Here is a 15,891-nt window from a genome sequence, read left to right as displayed (position 1 = left end):
CTCTTAGAAAGAGAGCTTTCAAATTAATGTTCTACGTTAACGGCCTTCGGTTCAATTCGTCCTGCTAGAATCGCTTCATCAGAGAACACCATCGGAATTTGCAAAATACGGTAATCTTCCTTGTCCTCTTTGTACGTAAAGGAGAAGCGTTTTTCGCCTTCCTGGGTATCTATGACCAATTCTAGATCATGGCGATCTTTTTCCCCCATTTGCTCAGCATCGATTTTCAATGCTTTAGCGATGCCTGCTACATCTTTCAAAATGGGTTGTTTGTCTTTTACTACTGCTGTCATTTCTCTATTCCCCCTGGGCTTATGAATTCACGTAAACTTCAGAGTTTTGAAGCTTAGCTACATCGATTCCTTTAATTTGAATATTTCTGAAAGAATCTCTTTCTTCATTATACGTCAAATCTATCGTTTGATCACCCGCAACCATATAAATACTAGCATCTTTAGAGGCTTCAGGGATGTTGCTTAATTTGATTTCTGCGGCGGCGACTCCTGTTATGACATCAACGGCTTTTCCTTCGACTTCAGCAAATGTATAAGTGGTTGCTGATTTCTTCTCTTCATCTGATCTTGGTGTACCGTTTATGTTCTTATTTTCAGAGCCTGAGGAAGCTGATGAACCGTCGCTTGATGAGCTTCCATCAGAAGAACTACTCGTACCGTCTGAAGAGTTGCTACCTTCAGAAGAATCACTCGACGAGCTGCTTCCATCAGATGATGATCCGTCGCTGCTGCTACCGTCGGTTCCCTCTGAATCACTACCTGAGGCTGATGAACCATCAGAATCCCCATCTGCTTTATCGCCGCTTCCTTTATCGTCACTGGACGGATTCTCTTTATCTACTTCTTCGCTATCCTTTGATTCTAAACCGTTGGCATCCTGTACTTGATCACCAGAACAAGCGACAAGAAAAGCCATAAGTATGATTAGTAATACAACAACAAATCCATTACGTTTCAAGTTATTTTCCTCCTTGGTGCTTAAAGTTGTACTATCGTCAGTATAGCATGACATCGTCCGACGATTAAATATTTTCTTGATATTTACAGAAAATAATACCAAAGGATGAATCTCTGAAACAATACTCTGCTAGGTAGGTATATGTACATAAAAACGAAAAAACCCTCTTTCCGTTAAGAATGAGAGGGTTTTTCATTGTTTTGATTATTCCATAAGTCTGTCAATATTTGAAAACGTTCACGGTCTTCTTCATCAATGGCACGGTCGATCAGACGACGCAAATTTTCCCTTTCAAGCTCAACGATGATTTCATTTACTTCTTCCATAGACTCCTGCCCTTCTAGTTGTTCATCGTCATCATAGTAAGGAGATACTATAGAACCAAGTTGTTTAATAAATTCTGGAAGTGCTAGAAGGTCCGCTACAGATACGTACACCATTTTTTTGCCACGTTGGAAGACAAAAATATCAAATACATTGTGGACGCGTTTACGACTGCGATCGATAATGATTTCTCTCGATTCCATAGGCACGAATTGATACAACTCTTGATCAATAAAAAGTGAGAAATACTGGTAGGCTAGAACGACCCTGATAAAGCGTTTATCCTCTTTCACATAGTACGGTTTCAACATCTTTATATTCAGCATGATGCCCACCCCTTTATTAAATCAGAATTTTCAGTATTTTATTCTATTATCGCCGATTTGTCAACGAATTGAAAGCCCTTTCTTTACAGAATCCCTGCATATTTCTTCTGATTCCCTTTGCCAAAGCCTTTCATCATTTGAAAAAATATGCCCATTTTGTAAGAAAAAACTCCAGCACAAGGCTGGAGTTCAATGGTCAGATAAGCGCATGCAAACGTTCGTTGACCGTCGTCTTCAACGATTCAAGCAGCTGTTCGCTTGCTTCTCTGGAATCGGTTTTCACACCGTAATAAAATTTGATCTTCGGTTCTGTACCTGATGGACGAAGACAGAACCAACAGTCATCTTCCAAAATGAATTTCAGGACATTCGACGTCGGTAGATCGATCTCCTCTGTCGTCCCTTCTTTCACGAGGTGGCGCACCGTGGCCTGATAATCTTCAATCGACACGACTTTTTTACCACCAACCTCTTTGATCTCTGCTTCGCGGAAGTCGTCCATGATTTTCGTGATCGTATCGGCACCTGATTTACCCTCCAATTTCACAGATTGCAAGTCTTCGAGGAAGTAACCATGTTTCTCGTATAGATCATCTAATGCATCAAGCAGTGTCTTGCCTTGGTTTTTCCAGTGAGCGCCGACTTCTGCAATAAGGACAGCCGCTTGAACAGCATCTTTATCGCGAGCGAAATCTTTCACCAAGTAGCCGTAGCTTTCTTCATAGCCGAACAAGAATTGATATTCACCCGTCTTCTCGTATTCACGAATTTTCTCACCGATGAATTTGAATCCGGTCAAGGTGTCTAATGTTTTCGTATTGTGAGCATCGGCGATGATGCGCCCGAATTCAGAGGTCACAATGGTTTTGATTAACAATCCGTTGTCAGGTAAATCCGGCGTTTGTTCTAAAATATAATCAAGCATGAGCGCACCCGTCTGGTTTCCGGTCAATACGACATATTCGCCGTCTTTATTTGGCACAGCCACACCTAGACGGTCGGCATCAGGGTCTGTCGCCATCAACAAGTCCGCACCGATTGCTTTCCCTTGGTCAATCGCTACAGCAAAAGCTTGATGCTCTTCCGGGTTCGGCGATTCCACTGTGGAAAACTCCGGATCTGGCGTCGCTTGTTCCTCGACAATGTGGATTGATGAGAATCCACTTTGACTTAACCCTTTTTCCACTAAGTCACGAGCTGTACCGTGCAAAGGAGTGAAGACGAGAGAGATGTCTTTGTCGATTTCTGGCTGGATCGTGACGGTTTTTAAGTGTTCTAAATACGCCGCGTCCACCTCTTCATCAATCCAATTCAGTAAGCCTGACTCTTCTAATTGCCCTTGATCGGCAACGTCAACATTCAGTTCATCTTCGACCTGATTGACAAAATCGATCATCGAAGCCGCCTGTTTCGGTGGTAGCTGACCGCCATCTTCATTGTAAGCTTTAAAGCCGTTGTACTCCGGCGGATTATGGCTAGCTGTGACGACAACACCCGCTGCCGTTTGCAAATGACGCACGGCAAACGAGAGCTCTGGTGTCGGGCGCAAGGAAGTGAATACGTACGATGGAATACCATGATGCCCGAGAACACGAGCCGTTTCGACGGCAAATTCTTTCGACATGTATCTGGAATCATAGGCGATTGCGACGCCCCGTTTCGATAAGCCTCGGTCGTTCACATACGAAGCGAGACCTTCCACCGCTTTTCGTACCGTATAGATGTTCATGCGGTTCGTTCCTGGTCCAAGCTTCCCTCTCATGCCACCTGTCCCGAACTCTAAATTCTTATAAAAAGCGTCTTCTAGCGATTGTTCGTCAGCATCGATGGTGTTCAACTCATCCGCTAATTTCTCATCTAAATTTGTGAACGCTTTCCAACGATCGTATTCCTTTTTCCACATGTACACCACTCCTAGAAAAGTATTGGGTTATGCTTTATTTGAATGAGAGACAATCAGAGTTGCTTGTCCCTTCAGTTGAAATGAATCCATGGTGGCCGGGATGATCAGATGATCTCCCTTCTCAAATGCAAATGAACCGCCATTTGCGAGTACCTCACCGCTTCCTTGAAGGACACTCATCAATTGATACGTTTGCGGCTTCAATTCTTTGCTCAAACCATCTAATCCCCAGTGATACACGGAGAAGTAGGCTTCTTCAACCAAGGTTTCTTTTCTGACACCTGCCTCTAGCGTATAGGTGCGATGGATGGTCGGATCCTCGTGAGGAACGGTCGTCACCTCTAAAGATTTCTCCAAATGAAGTTCGCGCTTCTCCCCATCTTTACCCACTCGATCATAATCGTAGACACGATAGGTAATGTCTGAACTTTGTTGCGTTTCAAGAATTTGAATGCCTTCCCCGATCGCATGTATGGTTCCACTCGGGACATAGAAAAAGTCACCAGGTTGAACTTCGATGCGACGTAAAAGGCCGTCCCATTCTTCATTCTCCACCATTCGCTCTAATTCCTGTTTATTTGTTGCATGATGTCCAAAAATTATTTCCGCACCGGGCTCACAATCAATGACATACCAGCATTCGGTCTTGCCATAATTCTCCCCCTCCACTTCGCGTGCATATGTATCATCAGGGTGAACTTGGACGGAAAGGTCTTTCGAAGAATCGAGAATTTTCACAAGAAGAGGAAACTCTTCCCCTGATCCACCTGCAAACAGTTCCCTATGCTCATTCCACGCATCGGCAAGCGTCTTTCCTTGGAGTGGTCCATTCTTAATCGTATTCGGTCCATTGGCGTGGCCGGAAATACACCATGCTTCTCCTGTCTGTTCAGAAGGGATCGAGTAGCCGAAGAGTTCTTGCAGCTTCGTCCCTCCCCAAAGGCGTTCTTTATATTCTGGTTGTAAAAAAATCGGTTCGTTATACATCGCGACCATTTCCCTTCTCTGTGGTGTATCTTTACAAAAATTGTACCATATTTCTAAGCGCTTACGTGAGTATCTACTATGGTTTGTAAGATTTGCTGGGGTGGTTGTCTGATATCTTGTTTCTCTTGTCCGATTAGTGGGGTGACTGGTTTATCATTTCATTTGTCCGAACCCGCGCAGAGTGTCCGATAAGCTGTTCCCTTTGTCCGAATTATGCTTCTGGATGTCCGAATCATGCAGCCAAATGTCCTAATCCGGTCGGAATGTCCGATATAGCGCCTTACTTGTCCGAATCCCAGCCGCAGATGTCCGATATATCACACCACATGTCCGAATCCCCTAACCACATGTCCTGATCCATCCTCAAATCAGCCACACACATTCAGAAAAAATGGACCACTTCAGAGAAGCAGTCCATTTACAAACATTATTTTGTTTTCTCTAACATTTTATCATCGTATCCGAACGCCCACGTCAAGCCAAACGCGACACCGATCGCGATGGCATTCGTCACTACGTACATGGCGAGACCGAAGAACGTATCAATATACAATAGCGAACCTGGAATTACGGTGATTGCCATACCGGATGCTGTGATGTTCACAATAGATGCAAAGAATCCACCGGCCGCACCACCGATCAGCCCCATGACGAATGGCTTCATGTAACGGAGATTAACACCGAAAATCGCAGGCTCCGTAATACCTAAGAATGCGGACAAGGAAGATGGAAGTGCGAGAGCTTTCATTTTCTTCGCTTTTGATTTCATACCGACTGCAAGTGCCGCACCACCTTGAGCGGCGATTGCTGCTGTAATCAGTGGGTTAAAGGCGTTCTCACCTACGCGCTCAAGCAATTGGATCTCAAGCAAGTTGAAGATGTGGTGAACACCTGTGATCACGATGACTTGGTGAAGTCCACCGATGATCAATCCACTGAGTCCTAGTGGCAGGTCCAGTACCCAAAGAGTCGCTGTGAAAATTCCGTTCTCAACGATGTGGAAAATAGGACCAATCAAGAATAAACCTGCTGTAATCATAATCAATAAGACAAGGAACGGCGTTAAGATCAAGTCGAGCGCTTCTGGAATCCGTTTCCGTAACCCTTTTTCCAATTTGGCACCGATAATACCGACGATAAAGGCTGGCAATACGGAACCTTGATATCCGATGACCGGGATGAATCCTAGGAACATGATCGGATCGACTTCGCCTCCTGCTGCGGCCCATGCGTTCGGCAACGCTGGTGAGACGAGCATGAGTCCGAGCACTATACCGAGAATCGGACTGCCTCCAAAGACTTTAAACGTGGACCATGCCACTAAAGCCGGGAGGAAAATGAACGCTGTATCTGTCAGAACTTGTGTGTACAGAATGAAGTTTTGCGAAATATCTTCTGGTGCGAGACCGAAGAGTGCCAGAATCTGTGGTTGTGTAACAAGTCCACGAAGTCCCATGAACAACCCGGTTGCGACGAGCGCCGGAATGATCGGAACGAATACGTCACCAAAAGTACGAATCCAACGTTGGAATAGGTTCCCTTGGTCCTTCGTTTCTTCCTTCATTTCTGATTTCGTTTTGCCCTCGATATCCAGTTTCATCACTTCATCGTACATTTTGTTGACCGTACCTGTCCCAAAAATAATCTGAAGCTGACCGGAGTTATAGTAGGCGCCTTTGACTTTCTCTATCTCTTCAATCGCAGAAATATCCGCTTTTTCTTTGTCATGCAACATAACCCGAAGACGTGTCGCACAGTGAGCTACAGAAGCAATGTTCTCCTTGCCTCCTGCTGCTTCAATGACCTGTTTAGCAATTGTTGAATTATCAGCCATTGTTCATTTCTCCTTTCAATAATAGCTTCGACATGTAATCGATTACACATTGCATAAAAAAATAAGTGCGTTAAGAATAATTGTTTTTTCGGTTTTTCTTTTTTTAATAAAACACATATGATCACAATAGTTATGAATCAATGTGTGAACGATTACATGATTACGCTTACACCATGTACTATACACTATCTCGTAAAATGAGTCTATAGGATAGCTCAAATTTGGGATCGATTTTTTCATTTTTTAATTGTCTCAGTAGCAAATGCGCTGCTTGCTTGCCTGCTTCCTTGTTATGATAATCGATCGTCGTCAAGGATGGCGTCATGTACTTCGACATCATCGAGGCGCCGATTCCTACTACAGCGATGTCCTCTGGAATGGCATATCCCTGCTCCTTCAAATATTCTATTGCTCCTATCGCCATTCGGTCTGTTACAGCGAACAAAGCAGTAGGACGATCGGATTTACTATTTCTCAAAATGGTTTTCACTTGCTCGTACCCAGACTCAATACTGAAGTCCCCTTCACCGATCCAGGCTTCATTGATCTGGTGACCGTGTTGTTGCATCATATCTCTATAACCTTGCTCTCTCAAGACACCAACAGATGGATCATCCCGTGTTACACCGATAAACCCAATCTTTTCGTGACCTTTTCTCACCAACATATTGGTTAGGTCAGCGGCTGCGTGATAGTCATCATAGACAAGAGACGGAACTCCTGGAAGTTCTTGTCCGATGGCGAGTACAGGAATATCGACTTGTTGAATCGTCTGAATCAATGCCTCATTAACATTCGTCGCAAGCAGGATGATGCCGTCTACATGTCTGCTTTTCAATAATCGTATATAATCGATCTCTTTTTGCTTATCAAGCTCTGTGTCGGTCAGCAAGATCTGAAACCCTTCTTTTGCGAGCACCTCATTGATGCCATTGACGACACGTGTAGATGTTTCCGTACTTAACCTTGGTAAAATGACGCCGATTACACCTGACCGTTTCGTTCGGAGAGACTTCGCCGATTGATTTGGCATATACCCCGTTTCTTCTACAATCTGCATAATTCGTCGTCGTACATCTTCACTGACGTATCCACTATTATTCAGCGCTCTCGACACGGTTGTGCGAGAGACGTTCGCCATTTGTGCAATATCATTGATTGTTGTCATACCATTTCATCCTCCATGGAATCCTTTTCATCCTTCATCGTATTGAAAAAATAGTTCCTTGTCTAGGAGGGGGGGTGAAAACAAGGAAAGACAGGGAAGTCCGACTCCTTAATAATGGTGAGGGTAAATAGAAGTCTAAGCGTAGCGTTTGTATGTATGTATCGGTGATCAAACTAGGTGACGAATCTTTATTATGACTGAAACTAACAAACTGGTCGTAATAGACAGGATTACCAATAGTAGTAAGGATGTCTTCCTTCCGATCGTCTGCCTTCTATTTTATGAGGAACTACCTTGGTAAAAAGCTAAGTAAATGTTTTCGAATGAACGCATACATCTCAAGGTCGATTTGCGTTTCAGAAAGACCGGAGTGAAGGACACCTTCCGCTTCATAAACCGCTTTTCTACCTTCTTGTTTAAACTCTTCTAATTTTCCTTCTACACCGATATCGACAATAATTTCATCAATGACGGCTTCAAACCTTCGTAACGGTCCACCTAATGAACGGAACATTTCAAACATGTTGCTCACCTCCTTATGACTAGTTCATATTATTTATAGATTATTTGTCAAAAATAGTCAAGATGCGTTTTTTTACTACAAAAGTCCCCATTATTTAAAAACGAGTAGTATAAATTAATAAAAACTTCTATTTCCATACTTATCAAGTTTAAAAACTCCTTTTTCCATAAGACTTCGTTGAGAAAAAGCAAAAATGCTCTTTCATTCTTTTTGGATAAATCATAAAATAAAATTAATTCAGATATTTTCTTGTAACTGATACCCCTTTTCGTTACAATGTCCTTTATATAAAGAATATTGTATATACCAAGTGGACAAGGAGTGTGAACGATGCAAAATACCATTACCGTCGGATTACTCGGTTTAGGAACAGTCGGAAGTGGGGTCATAGAGATTCTTCGTGACCATCAAGAACAAATTCAACATAAAACAGGGTGTGCGGTCACCATTAAATCTGCACTAGTCAGTGACTTGTCAAAGCCTCGTGAGTTGAGTGGTTCAACGACGACCTTGACCGAACGATATGAAGACATCACGCGCGATCCTGACATTGACGTTATCGTAGAGGTAATGGGTGGGATCGATCACACATTAACGATATTGTTAGAAGCCATCGAACATGGAAAGCACGTTGTAACGGCCAACAAAGACTTGATCGCCGAGCACGGTGCCGAGCTTTTCGAAGCCTGTCAGAAACATCAATGCGACCTATATTATGAAGCAAGTGTCGCTGGAGGCATTCCGATCATACGCTCTATTATGGATGGTTTAGCTTCTGATCGGATTACAAAAATGATGGGGATCGTGAATGGAACGACCAACTATATCATGACGAAAATGGCGCAGGATGGTGTCGATTTCGACAGTGTACTTAAAGAAGCTCAAGAATTAGGGTTTGCAGAATCTGACCCTACAGCTGACGTAGATGGTTTGGACGCAGCAAGAAAAATGACCATCTTATCTATTTTAGGCTTCTCTATGCCGTTTGAATTGAAAGATGTTGAGGTGAAAGGAATCCGAAACATCTCGCTTGATGACATTCGCTATGCTGAAGAACTCGGCTACAGGATCAAGTTGATCGGCATTGCCGAAAACGATCATGCCGGTGTATCGGTCAGTGTAGAACCTTCCTTGCTGCCCGTTTCTCATCCCCTTTCTTCCGTAAATGATGAGTTCAATGCCGTCTATGTGTATGGCGATGCAGTCGGGGAGACGATGTTCTATGGGCCTGGTGCCGGGAAATTACCGACGGCAACTGCCGTTGTTTCCGACTTGATTGCCGTCTTGAAAAACATCCGTCTCGGTACCACAGGAACAGCTTACGTACAGCCGCAGTTCCCTCATCAACTGAAAGCGAAAAGTGAGAAATTGACGAAGAAATATATGCGAATGCAAGTATTGGATGAGCCTGGTGTGCTGAATGAAATTACGCATGCCTTCGCGGAATACGGGGTGTCATTCGACCAAGTGATTCAACGCTCGACAGATGACGAAAACACACGTGAGTTGATGCTCATGACGCACCTTGTCAGTGAAGATGACTTTGAAAAAGCGAAGCATGACCTCGAGCAATTAGCTCCAGTGAAACACATTCACAGCATATTCCGGGTAGAAGGAGGACAATAACATGTGGCAAGGGTTACTTCATCAATATCGTGAATTTCTTCCAATGACAGATGACACACCACCCTTGACGTTACACGAGGGCAATACGCCTTTGCTTCCGATTCCGACTCTTTCTGAGGAACTCGGCATCGAAGGGTATGTCAAGATAGAAGGAGCTAACCCAACAGGGTCCTTCAAGGATCGCGGCATGGTCATGGCCATGGCAAAAGCAATCGAAGCAGGCTCCAAAGCGGTCATCTGTGCGTCGACCGGCAATACGTCAGCCTCAGCCGCTGCCTTTGCAGCCAGAGCCGGACTACGTTGCATCGTTGTCATTCCTGATGGAAAAATCGCTCAAGGAAAGCTCGCGCAAGCCGTCATGTACGGCGCTGAAATTTTTGCGATCAAAGGGAACTTCGATCAGGCCTTGAAAATGGTACGTGAGATTGCCGAACATGAACCGATCACGCTCGTCAACTCCGTCAACCCCTACCGGATCGAAGGGCAGAAAACGGCCGCTTTTGAAGTATGCGATGCTCTCGGAGAAGCCCCAGATATTTTATCCATTCCGGTCGGGAACGCCGGTAATATCACCGCCTACTGGAAAGGGTTCAAAGAATATCAGGAACGTTTCGGTTACAAAGTGCCGAAAATGATGGGCTTTCAGGCGAGCGGGTCCGCCGCTATTGTGCGTAACAAGATCATAGAAGAGCCAGAAACATTAGCGACAGCCATTCGTATCGGGAATCCCGCCAGTTGGGAAAAAGCCATTCTTGCTCAACAAGAATCACAAGGGCTATTTGATGAAGTGACGGACGATGAGATTGTCGAAGCGTACCAACTGTTGGCAGAGAAAGAAGGCGTATTTGCTGAGCCTGCCTCTTGTGCCTCGATTGCCGGCATGATTAAGAAAGTGAAACAAGGACATATCCCACAAGGTTCGAAAGTCGTCCATGTGCTGACCGGAAACGGCTTGAAGGATCCTGTTACAGCAATCGACACAAGTCCTGTCAAACCGACTGTCATCGAAAATGACATCGAAGCGTTTACGGCGGCTGTGACAGGAGTCAAATCATGAGACCGTTTCGTGTTCATATCCCTGCAACGTCCGCGAACCTAGGACCGGGATTCGACTCAATCGGGATCGCCTTATCTAAATACGTTACGCTTGAATGTACGGCATCCGAAGAATGGCACTTCATCGTACCGGAAAAGGATCAACCGTATATTCCTTCGGGTAAGGAAAATCTAATCTATAAGTCAGCCATATATACCGCTCAATCTCAAGGTCATTCATCCCTGCCCCCCTGTGCCGTTAAGCTGTCGAACGATGTTCCCATCGCCCGTGGGCTCGGAAGCTCATCGACAGCGGTCGTGGGGGGAATTGAACTCGCCGATCACCTTCTGCAGCTGAATTTGACCGATTTTGAAAAATTGAAGATCGCCTGTGCTATCGAAGGTCACCCGGATAACGTTGCCCCAGCCATCTATGGAGGAATCATGATCGCGAGTTATGACGGCGGAGAAGTAGACTTCGTCCGTTTTACAGAAGGATTAGAAAACCTCACATGGCTTGCGATTGTTCCTGACTTTCATCTTGAAACAGAGAAAGCACGGCAGCTATTGCCAAGAGAACTCCCTTACAAGCAAGCCGTCCATGCGAGTGGAACAGCTAACGTACTCGTCGCTGCACTAGCCCAACAGAACTGGGAACTCGCCGGAAAAATGATGATGCATGATGAGTGGCATCAACCTTACCGAAAGCAGCTGATCCCAGGGTTTGATGATGTCTTGAAAACCGTCGATCAATTTGGCGCATCAGGCCTTTACATCAGTGGAGCCGGTCCGACGATGGTCGCCTTATTCGATCAGTTTTCTGACTCTGCTTTTGAAAAAATCGAGTCACAACTTCCTGAATACAAGCATTTTTCATTACGTGCAGATTTGGTCGGGGTCCATACTGAACCTGCATCGATCTCGCAACAATAAAACCAGCGCATGGGCGCTGGTTTTTGTTTGTGTGTGGATTTTTTTCCTGTTCATTGTGGTTCTCATCCTTTTCTTGAAGCGGACTCTTTCAAAACGGTTGAGATAAAGCTATTCACAGCACTTCTGAATGTTCTTAACATCGAAAAACGCTTAGAGGAGGGTTATCACAGCACTTTTTCAACTACCTTGTTAGAAAAAGTGACGAGATATCACTTCTCACAGCACATTTAACGAAGGCTAACTATAAAAACCGTTGAGAGTAAATGCGTCATCCAGAAGAAAAACAGTACTTCTAGGAAGACCTCCGGTGAAAGAGCAAGATAAGTATCCCCGCTGCCAAAGCCCCAGCACCATCTAACACCACATCCCCCACATAAGGCGTTCGATTCGGCGTGAGAGACTGATGAAACTCATCGAAACCCGCATAAGCAATTGTCACTACGAATGACGTCAGCCACCTCGTCGGAAACGACCACATCACTAAACGGGTGGTTGCGATGTACATTGCCACCATCAATGTGAAAAAGACCGCAAAATGAGCGAATTTCCGAATAATGAATTCAATCATCCCTGCAACCCCATGACTCTCAACACTCACAATGCGATTGTGATAAGGAATTTCAATAGACGCCACTAACGGTTCCAAAACATCCAATGGAATATGATCGTTCATCGCTGGACGCAAATCTTGTTCATGGTAGGGTTGGGATGAAAAGATGAATATGATTCCCATAATCGATACCGGGGCAAGTATATAAAATATTTTATTACGCATTTCATCCACACTTTCTACTACTTTTATACGCTGAGTATACTACTTTTTTACATTACATACACAAAAAAGAAATTATCGTCAAAATAAATTAATAATTAATACTATTAAATAACTTCATTTTTGTATACAATGTTTGTAGAACCAGAAAAGTGAAGCTTCAATCGTTAGGGAAGCTTCTTCTCCCTATTGATTGTTAGTTGAACAAAACAGACCTTTTACAGGCATTTTATCTCCATATGTACCTTTTTGCGGTTTATATTAAACCCTCGAAACGGGGATATTATGGCGTGTTAAGGCGAGATAAAAAGGGGATTTGAACATGGCGAAGAAAAGTAAGCAATACGATTACGACCTCAGCGAAGTGAAGCGATTGATTGGAGAAACAGATAAAAACTATCGTGAAATCTCCGCTGAGACCGGTTGCCCATACGCAAGCGTTGTCTACCACGGCCGAAAAATCCGTGGGCGCGTCAACCGCTCACATAAGTATGAGGCGATGGAAGAGAAGTCTCCATCACCGGCTGCCAACTTGCATGTACCTAACCAACCACAAGAACAGCAGGGATCTCCAACAGCATCAAACGGAACAACGTTGAGCATTTCTCGCAACGACATTTCTATTGAAGATGCAGAGAGAGAAGCAGCCAAGATGATCAAAGCTGCTCAAGCCCTAGGGTTGAGCAAAATCAATTTGACCATCGAGAAATAATCCATAAGAAAGCGTGCGGGATGACTACCCACACGCTTTTTTTGTTATCTTATATGGAGTCAATCATGTAGTGTGTCTGATGAGGGGAAATCGTTCTCTGAGGCACATAGAGGTTCAGAATATTATTATAGATCAACGTTCAACTCTGCTTTCAATTTATTGCGTGCATGCCGACCCCAATTCTTAACTGCATCCTTCGACACTCCCTCTATGCTTGAGATTTGTTCAACTGAATAATCGTGAATGATGAAATAATGGATCCACTTCCACTGATTCTCGGATAAAAGGGATCTGACCTGCTGCCACAAGTACAAGTCTTCCGTCTGGTTTTCCACTGTAGTGTACAAATCTTGTGGGGGCAGTTGTTCTTTGTATATTTTCTCCGTCTCTTTCTGTCTCGAGTGCTTTCGTATGTAATCGATCAGGGCATTCCGTATCTTCCAGCTGATGAACGTCGAAAAGCTTCCCTTCTTTTCATCATACATTAATGAGGCCTGCCACAAGGCTACTTGTCCTTCTGCAAAAAATTCACCTGTCGAGTCGTGAACGCCTAAATGTCGAATGTGATGATGAATCAACCGTTCATTCTCCAATAGTATTTGCTCAAATCTCAAATCGTCCATTTTTGCTCTCCTACCTTTTCCTGAATTTTGTCCTTCATACTATAATCGTTAGAAAAAGGGTTTTTGGTGTCACAAAATGGGCAAAAATTTAATTTTTAACAAAATTTAGTGTCTAAAATAGATTTTTTGCTAGGAAAAACTTCCTTTTTTATTCGTCTTCGATAATAATAGAATAAAAGGAGGAACAAATGAATACGATAACCTTTAAGTCTCTTGAAAAGTTGATTTACTACACGCTCCGAAACCTTCACATTCCCCCACCTTTTGATGACCACTTCCAAGAATCTTATGTCATTTTCAAAAAATGCTTAGGCCAGTATGATGGAACACGTGCCGAGTTCTCCACTTACTTCACCAGCCAGCTCCAATACCATTTGCGGTCTTTCCTCAGAAATGAACATCGTCACCAGCAAGTCATTCAACAATTGAGTCAGCAACCCCAACCCCCAAACGGAGAAATGCTTGATGATCGCCTTCTACTCACAGATATCCTCCACTTCCACCAATTGACTTCCTTAGAGCAACAAGTTGTTGAACTCTCTTACGCAGGATACTCCGTCAAACACATCGCCCATACCACAGAAGTCAGTGTATCTACCATTCTTCGCACGCGGAAACGTATTAAACAAAAACTCTCTGAAAATGCTGTTTATTTATCTTGATAAAGGGAAAAATCATAGTATTACACGAACGGAGGAATCCATGTGCAACAGCCTTCACGTTCTTTATTTCCGATCAAGAAAATTTGGTTAGACGATAGTCCGACTTCGTTTACGCATGCTTTTGTCGAGCGACTCGCCTACGAGTGGATGGTTGAAATTGTGAACCCGTTCCCCATCCCTTTCATGGAACACCGTGAATATGTGCTGAACCTCTCGATTGAGCAGACAGACGGCTCTTACTTCCCTTCCTTAACCATCGAATCGTATGAGATCGTTGAAGGAAATGAATTTACCGTGTATCGTTTTTTTATGTATCCACCAGAATAATGGTATAGTGGTAACAGTTTGATAGGAAAGGAAGAGTTCGTTGTTTTATTTATTGTTCGCTTTATTTTTCTTAGGATATTTTCTAGTCGGTTCTCTGACCGACTTGGTGGAGCTGTCACCTGTCGCATCCATCATTTCTGTCGTATTCGTTTTTGCCAATGTGTACCTTTTCTTCAAATCGAAGAAGGAAGAGAAAAAAGACGAGTAAGGCTATGTATCAAAAAAAGTCCCGGCCGCCGGGACTTTTTTTATTGAAGTATGGTTAATACGATCGGAACGGTGACAACACTGATGAGCGTCGTAATCAACGTGATGCTTGAGACAAGCTCGGGTTTTGAATCGAACTGCACAGCATACATCGTCGTCGTGGCAGCAGAAGGCATCGCTGCCGAAATGATCAGCACGCTTGCCATTAAGTCACTCATCGGTAAAATCACTGTCAGAGCCCAAGCGATCAACGGAGAACCGATCAGACGTACACTCGCTGCATACGAAATTTTGTCCCACGCTAAATTTTTCACCGTAATATTGGCAAGCTGCATCCCTAATAGAATCATCACGGTCGGAATCGTCGCATCCCCTACAAGGCGGATGCTCGACATGAAGTTCTCTGAAACCGGGATTTCGGCATATTTGAAGACTAATGCGATCCAGACCGCATGAGTCGGAGGCATTTTGAGTACGGTCTTCACCGCCATACTGATACCAGCTGCGCCTTTAGCTGCGTAATAGACGCCAAAGAAGTTCATGACGATTTGCTGAAGCACCATGAACGAAACAGAATAGACGAACCCCTCTTCTCCGAAAGCGAACAGAACAATCGGAGCTCCGTAATTTCCGGCATTCATAAAAGCGGTGGATAGAATGGCGCCACTCTCTGTCGGCGTATCGTAACGGAGAAGCTTAGCCGCTGCTTTGTTCACTCCGATGATGGCAAATAACAAGAGTGCTGAGAATACGACCATCATCAAATAGTCCTGGTCGAACTCTGCTCCATAAAACGTCTCGAACACAAGACATGGAAGCATGATATATAAGGCAACGGTCGACACCGATTTAATTTCAAGTCGGAGGAATTTTTGTAATACATACCCGGCTAAAAATACGAGAATCACAGGTAGTACGACTTGCAAAAAGATGGCCATGGACGTTTCCTCCTTCATA

18 protein-coding genes are annotated in these 15,891 nt (G+C 44.0%); 7 read left to right on the top strand and 11 right to left on the bottom strand.

Annotated features, from left to right (window positions below; translation table 11 throughout):
• Window positions 1-23: 23 nt before the first annotated feature.
• From H0266_RS11620 to H0266_RS11580, 8 genes are all read right to left on the bottom strand, one after another.
• Window positions 24-293: a hypothetical protein gene (locus tag H0266_RS11620; RefSeq protein WP_181472542.1), complete on the bottom strand. Its 270-nt coding sequence runs from the start codon at window positions 291-293 to the stop codon at window positions 24-26.
• A gap of 19 nt (window positions 294-312) precedes the next feature.
• Window positions 313-972 (bottom strand): hypothetical protein, encoded by a 660-nt coding sequence (locus H0266_RS11615; protein WP_181472541.1) that lies wholly within the window; start codon window positions 970-972, stop codon window positions 313-315.
• Window positions 973-1,145: 173 nt separating this feature from the next.
• Window positions 1,146-1,622, bottom strand: coding sequence for an IDEAL domain-containing protein (locus tag H0266_RS11610; RefSeq protein ID WP_181472540.1), 477 nt, complete (start codon window positions 1,620-1,622; stop codon window positions 1,146-1,148).
• 196 nt (window positions 1,623-1,818) lie between these two features.
• The gene (locus tag H0266_RS11605; RefSeq protein WP_181472539.1) at window positions 1,819-3,525 is read right to left on the bottom strand and encodes a phospho-sugar mutase; all 1,707 of its coding nucleotides are present in this window, start codon (window positions 3,523-3,525) and stop codon (window positions 1,819-1,821) included.
• A 27-nt stretch (window positions 3,526-3,552) separates the two neighbouring features.
• Complete coding sequence (gene manA, locus H0266_RS11600) at window positions 3,553-4,512, bottom strand: mannose-6-phosphate isomerase, class I (RefSeq protein ID WP_181472857.1); 960 nt, start codon at window positions 4,510-4,512, stop codon at window positions 3,553-3,555.
• A gap of 427 nt (window positions 4,513-4,939) precedes the next feature.
• Window positions 4,940-6,346 (bottom strand): sucrose-specific PTS transporter subunit IIBC, encoded by a 1,407-nt coding sequence (locus tag H0266_RS11595; protein ID WP_181472538.1) that lies wholly within the window; start codon window positions 6,344-6,346, stop codon window positions 4,940-4,942.
• Window positions 6,347-6,524: 178 nt separating this feature from the next.
• Window positions 6,525-7,514 carry a LacI family DNA-binding transcriptional regulator gene (locus H0266_RS11585; RefSeq protein WP_181472537.1) on the bottom strand — a complete coding sequence of 330 codons (990 nt, stop codon included), beginning with the start codon at window positions 7,512-7,514 and terminating at the stop codon, window positions 6,525-6,527.
• A 289-nt stretch (window positions 7,515-7,803) separates the two neighbouring features.
• Complete coding sequence (locus H0266_RS11580; protein ID WP_181472536.1) at window positions 7,804-8,037, bottom strand: hypothetical protein; 234 nt, start codon at window positions 8,035-8,037, stop codon at window positions 7,804-7,806.
• 330 nt (window positions 8,038-8,367) lie between these two features.
• On the opposite strand from H0266_RS11580, the gene H0266_RS11575 reads away from it, so the two are divergent.
• Genes H0266_RS11575 through thrB form a run of 3 tightly spaced genes read left to right on the top strand, consistent with a single transcriptional unit; the run spans window position 8,368 to window position 11,631 of the window.
• On the top strand, window positions 8,368-9,663 hold the full coding sequence (locus H0266_RS11575) for a homoserine dehydrogenase (protein WP_181472535.1): 1,296 nt from the start codon (window positions 8,368-8,370) through the stop codon (window positions 9,661-9,663).
• A 1-nt stretch (window position 9,664) separates the two neighbouring features.
• On the top strand, window positions 9,665-10,720 hold the full coding sequence (gene thrC / locus H0266_RS11570) for a threonine synthase (RefSeq protein ID WP_181472534.1): 1,056 nt from the start codon (window positions 9,665-9,667) through the stop codon (window positions 10,718-10,720).
• Entirely contained in the window at window positions 10,717-11,631 is a 915-nt protein-coding gene (gene thrB / locus H0266_RS11565; RefSeq protein ID WP_181472533.1) for a homoserine kinase, read from the top strand. The genes thrC and thrB overlap by 4 nt, the downstream gene beginning before the upstream one ends.
• A 292-nt stretch (window positions 11,632-11,923) precedes the next feature.
• Here thrB and H0266_RS11560 read toward each other — a convergent pair whose 3' ends face one another.
• Window positions 11,924-12,406 (bottom strand): VanZ family protein, encoded by a 483-nt coding sequence (locus H0266_RS11560; protein WP_181472532.1) that lies wholly within the window; start codon window positions 12,404-12,406, stop codon window positions 11,924-11,926.
• Window positions 12,407-12,725: 319 nt separating this feature from the next.
• Between H0266_RS11560 and H0266_RS11555 the strand changes: the two genes are divergently transcribed.
• Window positions 12,726-13,115 carry a hypothetical protein gene (locus tag H0266_RS11555; protein WP_181472531.1) on the top strand — a complete coding sequence of 130 codons (390 nt, stop codon included), beginning with the start codon at window positions 12,726-12,728 and terminating at the stop codon, window positions 13,113-13,115.
• A 125-nt stretch (window positions 13,116-13,240) separates the two neighbouring features.
• On the opposite strand, the gene H0266_RS11550 is transcribed toward H0266_RS11555, so the two are convergent.
• Window positions 13,241-13,738 (bottom strand): sigma-70 family RNA polymerase sigma factor, encoded by a 498-nt coding sequence (locus H0266_RS11550; RefSeq protein WP_181472530.1) that lies wholly within the window; start codon window positions 13,736-13,738, stop codon window positions 13,241-13,243.
• Between the two features lie 188 nt (window positions 13,739-13,926).
• Here H0266_RS11550 and H0266_RS11545 point away from each other — a divergent pair, with 188 nt between their 5' ends.
• The 3 genes from H0266_RS11545 to H0266_RS11535 are packed head-to-tail and all read left to right on the top strand — an operon-like array spanning window position 13,927 to window position 14,935.
• Window positions 13,927-14,400 (top strand): sigma-70 family RNA polymerase sigma factor, encoded by a 474-nt coding sequence (locus H0266_RS11545; protein ID WP_181472529.1) that lies wholly within the window; start codon window positions 13,927-13,929, stop codon window positions 14,398-14,400.
• Window positions 14,401-14,442: 42 nt separating this feature from the next.
• A complete protein-coding gene (locus H0266_RS11540; RefSeq protein WP_181472528.1) occupies window positions 14,443-14,727 on the top strand; it encodes a hypothetical protein in 285 nt (94 codons plus the stop codon).
• A gap of 40 nt (window positions 14,728-14,767) precedes the next feature.
• A complete protein-coding gene (locus H0266_RS11535; RefSeq protein ID WP_181472527.1) occupies window positions 14,768-14,935 on the top strand; it encodes a hypothetical protein in 168 nt (55 codons plus the stop codon).
• A 40-nt stretch (window positions 14,936-14,975) separates the two neighbouring features.
• Here the strand turns inward: H0266_RS11535 and H0266_RS11530 are convergent, their stop codons facing one another.
• Complete coding sequence (locus tag H0266_RS11530) at window positions 14,976-15,872, bottom strand: AEC family transporter (RefSeq protein WP_181472526.1); 897 nt, start codon at window positions 15,870-15,872, stop codon at window positions 14,976-14,978.
• Window positions 15,873-15,891: the final 19 nt, after the last annotated feature.

It is taken from the genome of Halobacillus locisalis (assembly GCF_013694105.1).
Taxonomy (GTDB): domain Bacteria; phylum Bacillota; class Bacilli; order Bacillales; family Halobacillaceae; genus Halobacillus; species Halobacillus locisalis.
Note: the sequence above shows the minus strand (reverse complement) of the source record. Positions and strands in the feature narration are given on the sequence as shown.

Bases quoted from the DNA above. Each gene is read 5' to 3' on its own strand.
- H0266_RS11595 (WP_181472538.1), bottom strand. From the start codon at position 6,346: ATGGCTGATAATTCAACAATTGCTAAACAGGTCATTGAAGCAGCAGGA.
- thrC (WP_181472534.1), top strand. From the start codon at position 9,665: ATGTGGCAAGGGTTACTTCATCAATATCGTGAATTTCTTCCAATGACA.
- thrB (WP_181472533.1), top strand. From the start codon at position 10,717: ATGAGACCGTTTCGTGTTCATATCCCTGCAACGTCCGCGAACCTAGGA.
- H0266_RS11620 (WP_181472542.1), bottom strand. From the start codon at position 293: ATGACAGCAGTAGTAAAAGACAAACAACCCATTTTGAAAGATGTAGCA.
- H0266_RS11580 (WP_181472536.1), bottom strand. From the start codon at position 8,037: ATGTTTGAAATGTTCCGTTCATTAGGTGGACCGTTACGAAGGTTTGAA.
- H0266_RS11575 (WP_181472535.1), top strand. From the start codon at position 8,368: ATGCAAAATACCATTACCGTCGGATTACTCGGTTTAGGAACAGTCGGA.
- H0266_RS11550 (WP_181472530.1), bottom strand. From the start codon at position 13,738: ATGGACGATTTGAGATTTGAGCAAATACTATTGGAGAATGAACGGTTG.
- manA (WP_181472857.1), bottom strand. From the start codon at position 4,512: ATGTATAACGAACCGATTTTTTTACAACCAGAATATAAAGAACGCCTT.
- H0266_RS11605 (WP_181472539.1), bottom strand. From the start codon at position 3,525: ATGTGGAAAAAGGAATACGATCGTTGGAAAGCGTTCACAAATTTAGAT.
- H0266_RS11585 (WP_181472537.1), bottom strand. From the start codon at position 7,514: ATGACAACAATCAATGATATTGCACAAATGGCGAACGTCTCTCGCACA.
- H0266_RS11610 (WP_181472540.1), bottom strand. From the start codon at position 1,622: ATGCTGAATATAAAGATGTTGAAACCGTACTATGTGAAAGAGGATAAA.
- H0266_RS11555 (WP_181472531.1), top strand. From the start codon at position 12,726: ATGGCGAAGAAAAGTAAGCAATACGATTACGACCTCAGCGAAGTGAAG.
- H0266_RS11545 (WP_181472529.1), top strand. From the start codon at position 13,927: ATGAATACGATAACCTTTAAGTCTCTTGAAAAGTTGATTTACTACACG.
- H0266_RS11560 (WP_181472532.1), bottom strand. From the start codon at position 12,406: ATGCGTAATAAAATATTTTATATACTTGCCCCGGTATCGATTATGGGA.
- H0266_RS11530 (WP_181472526.1), bottom strand. From the start codon at position 15,872: ATGGCCATCTTTTTGCAAGTCGTACTACCTGTGATTCTCGTATTTTTA.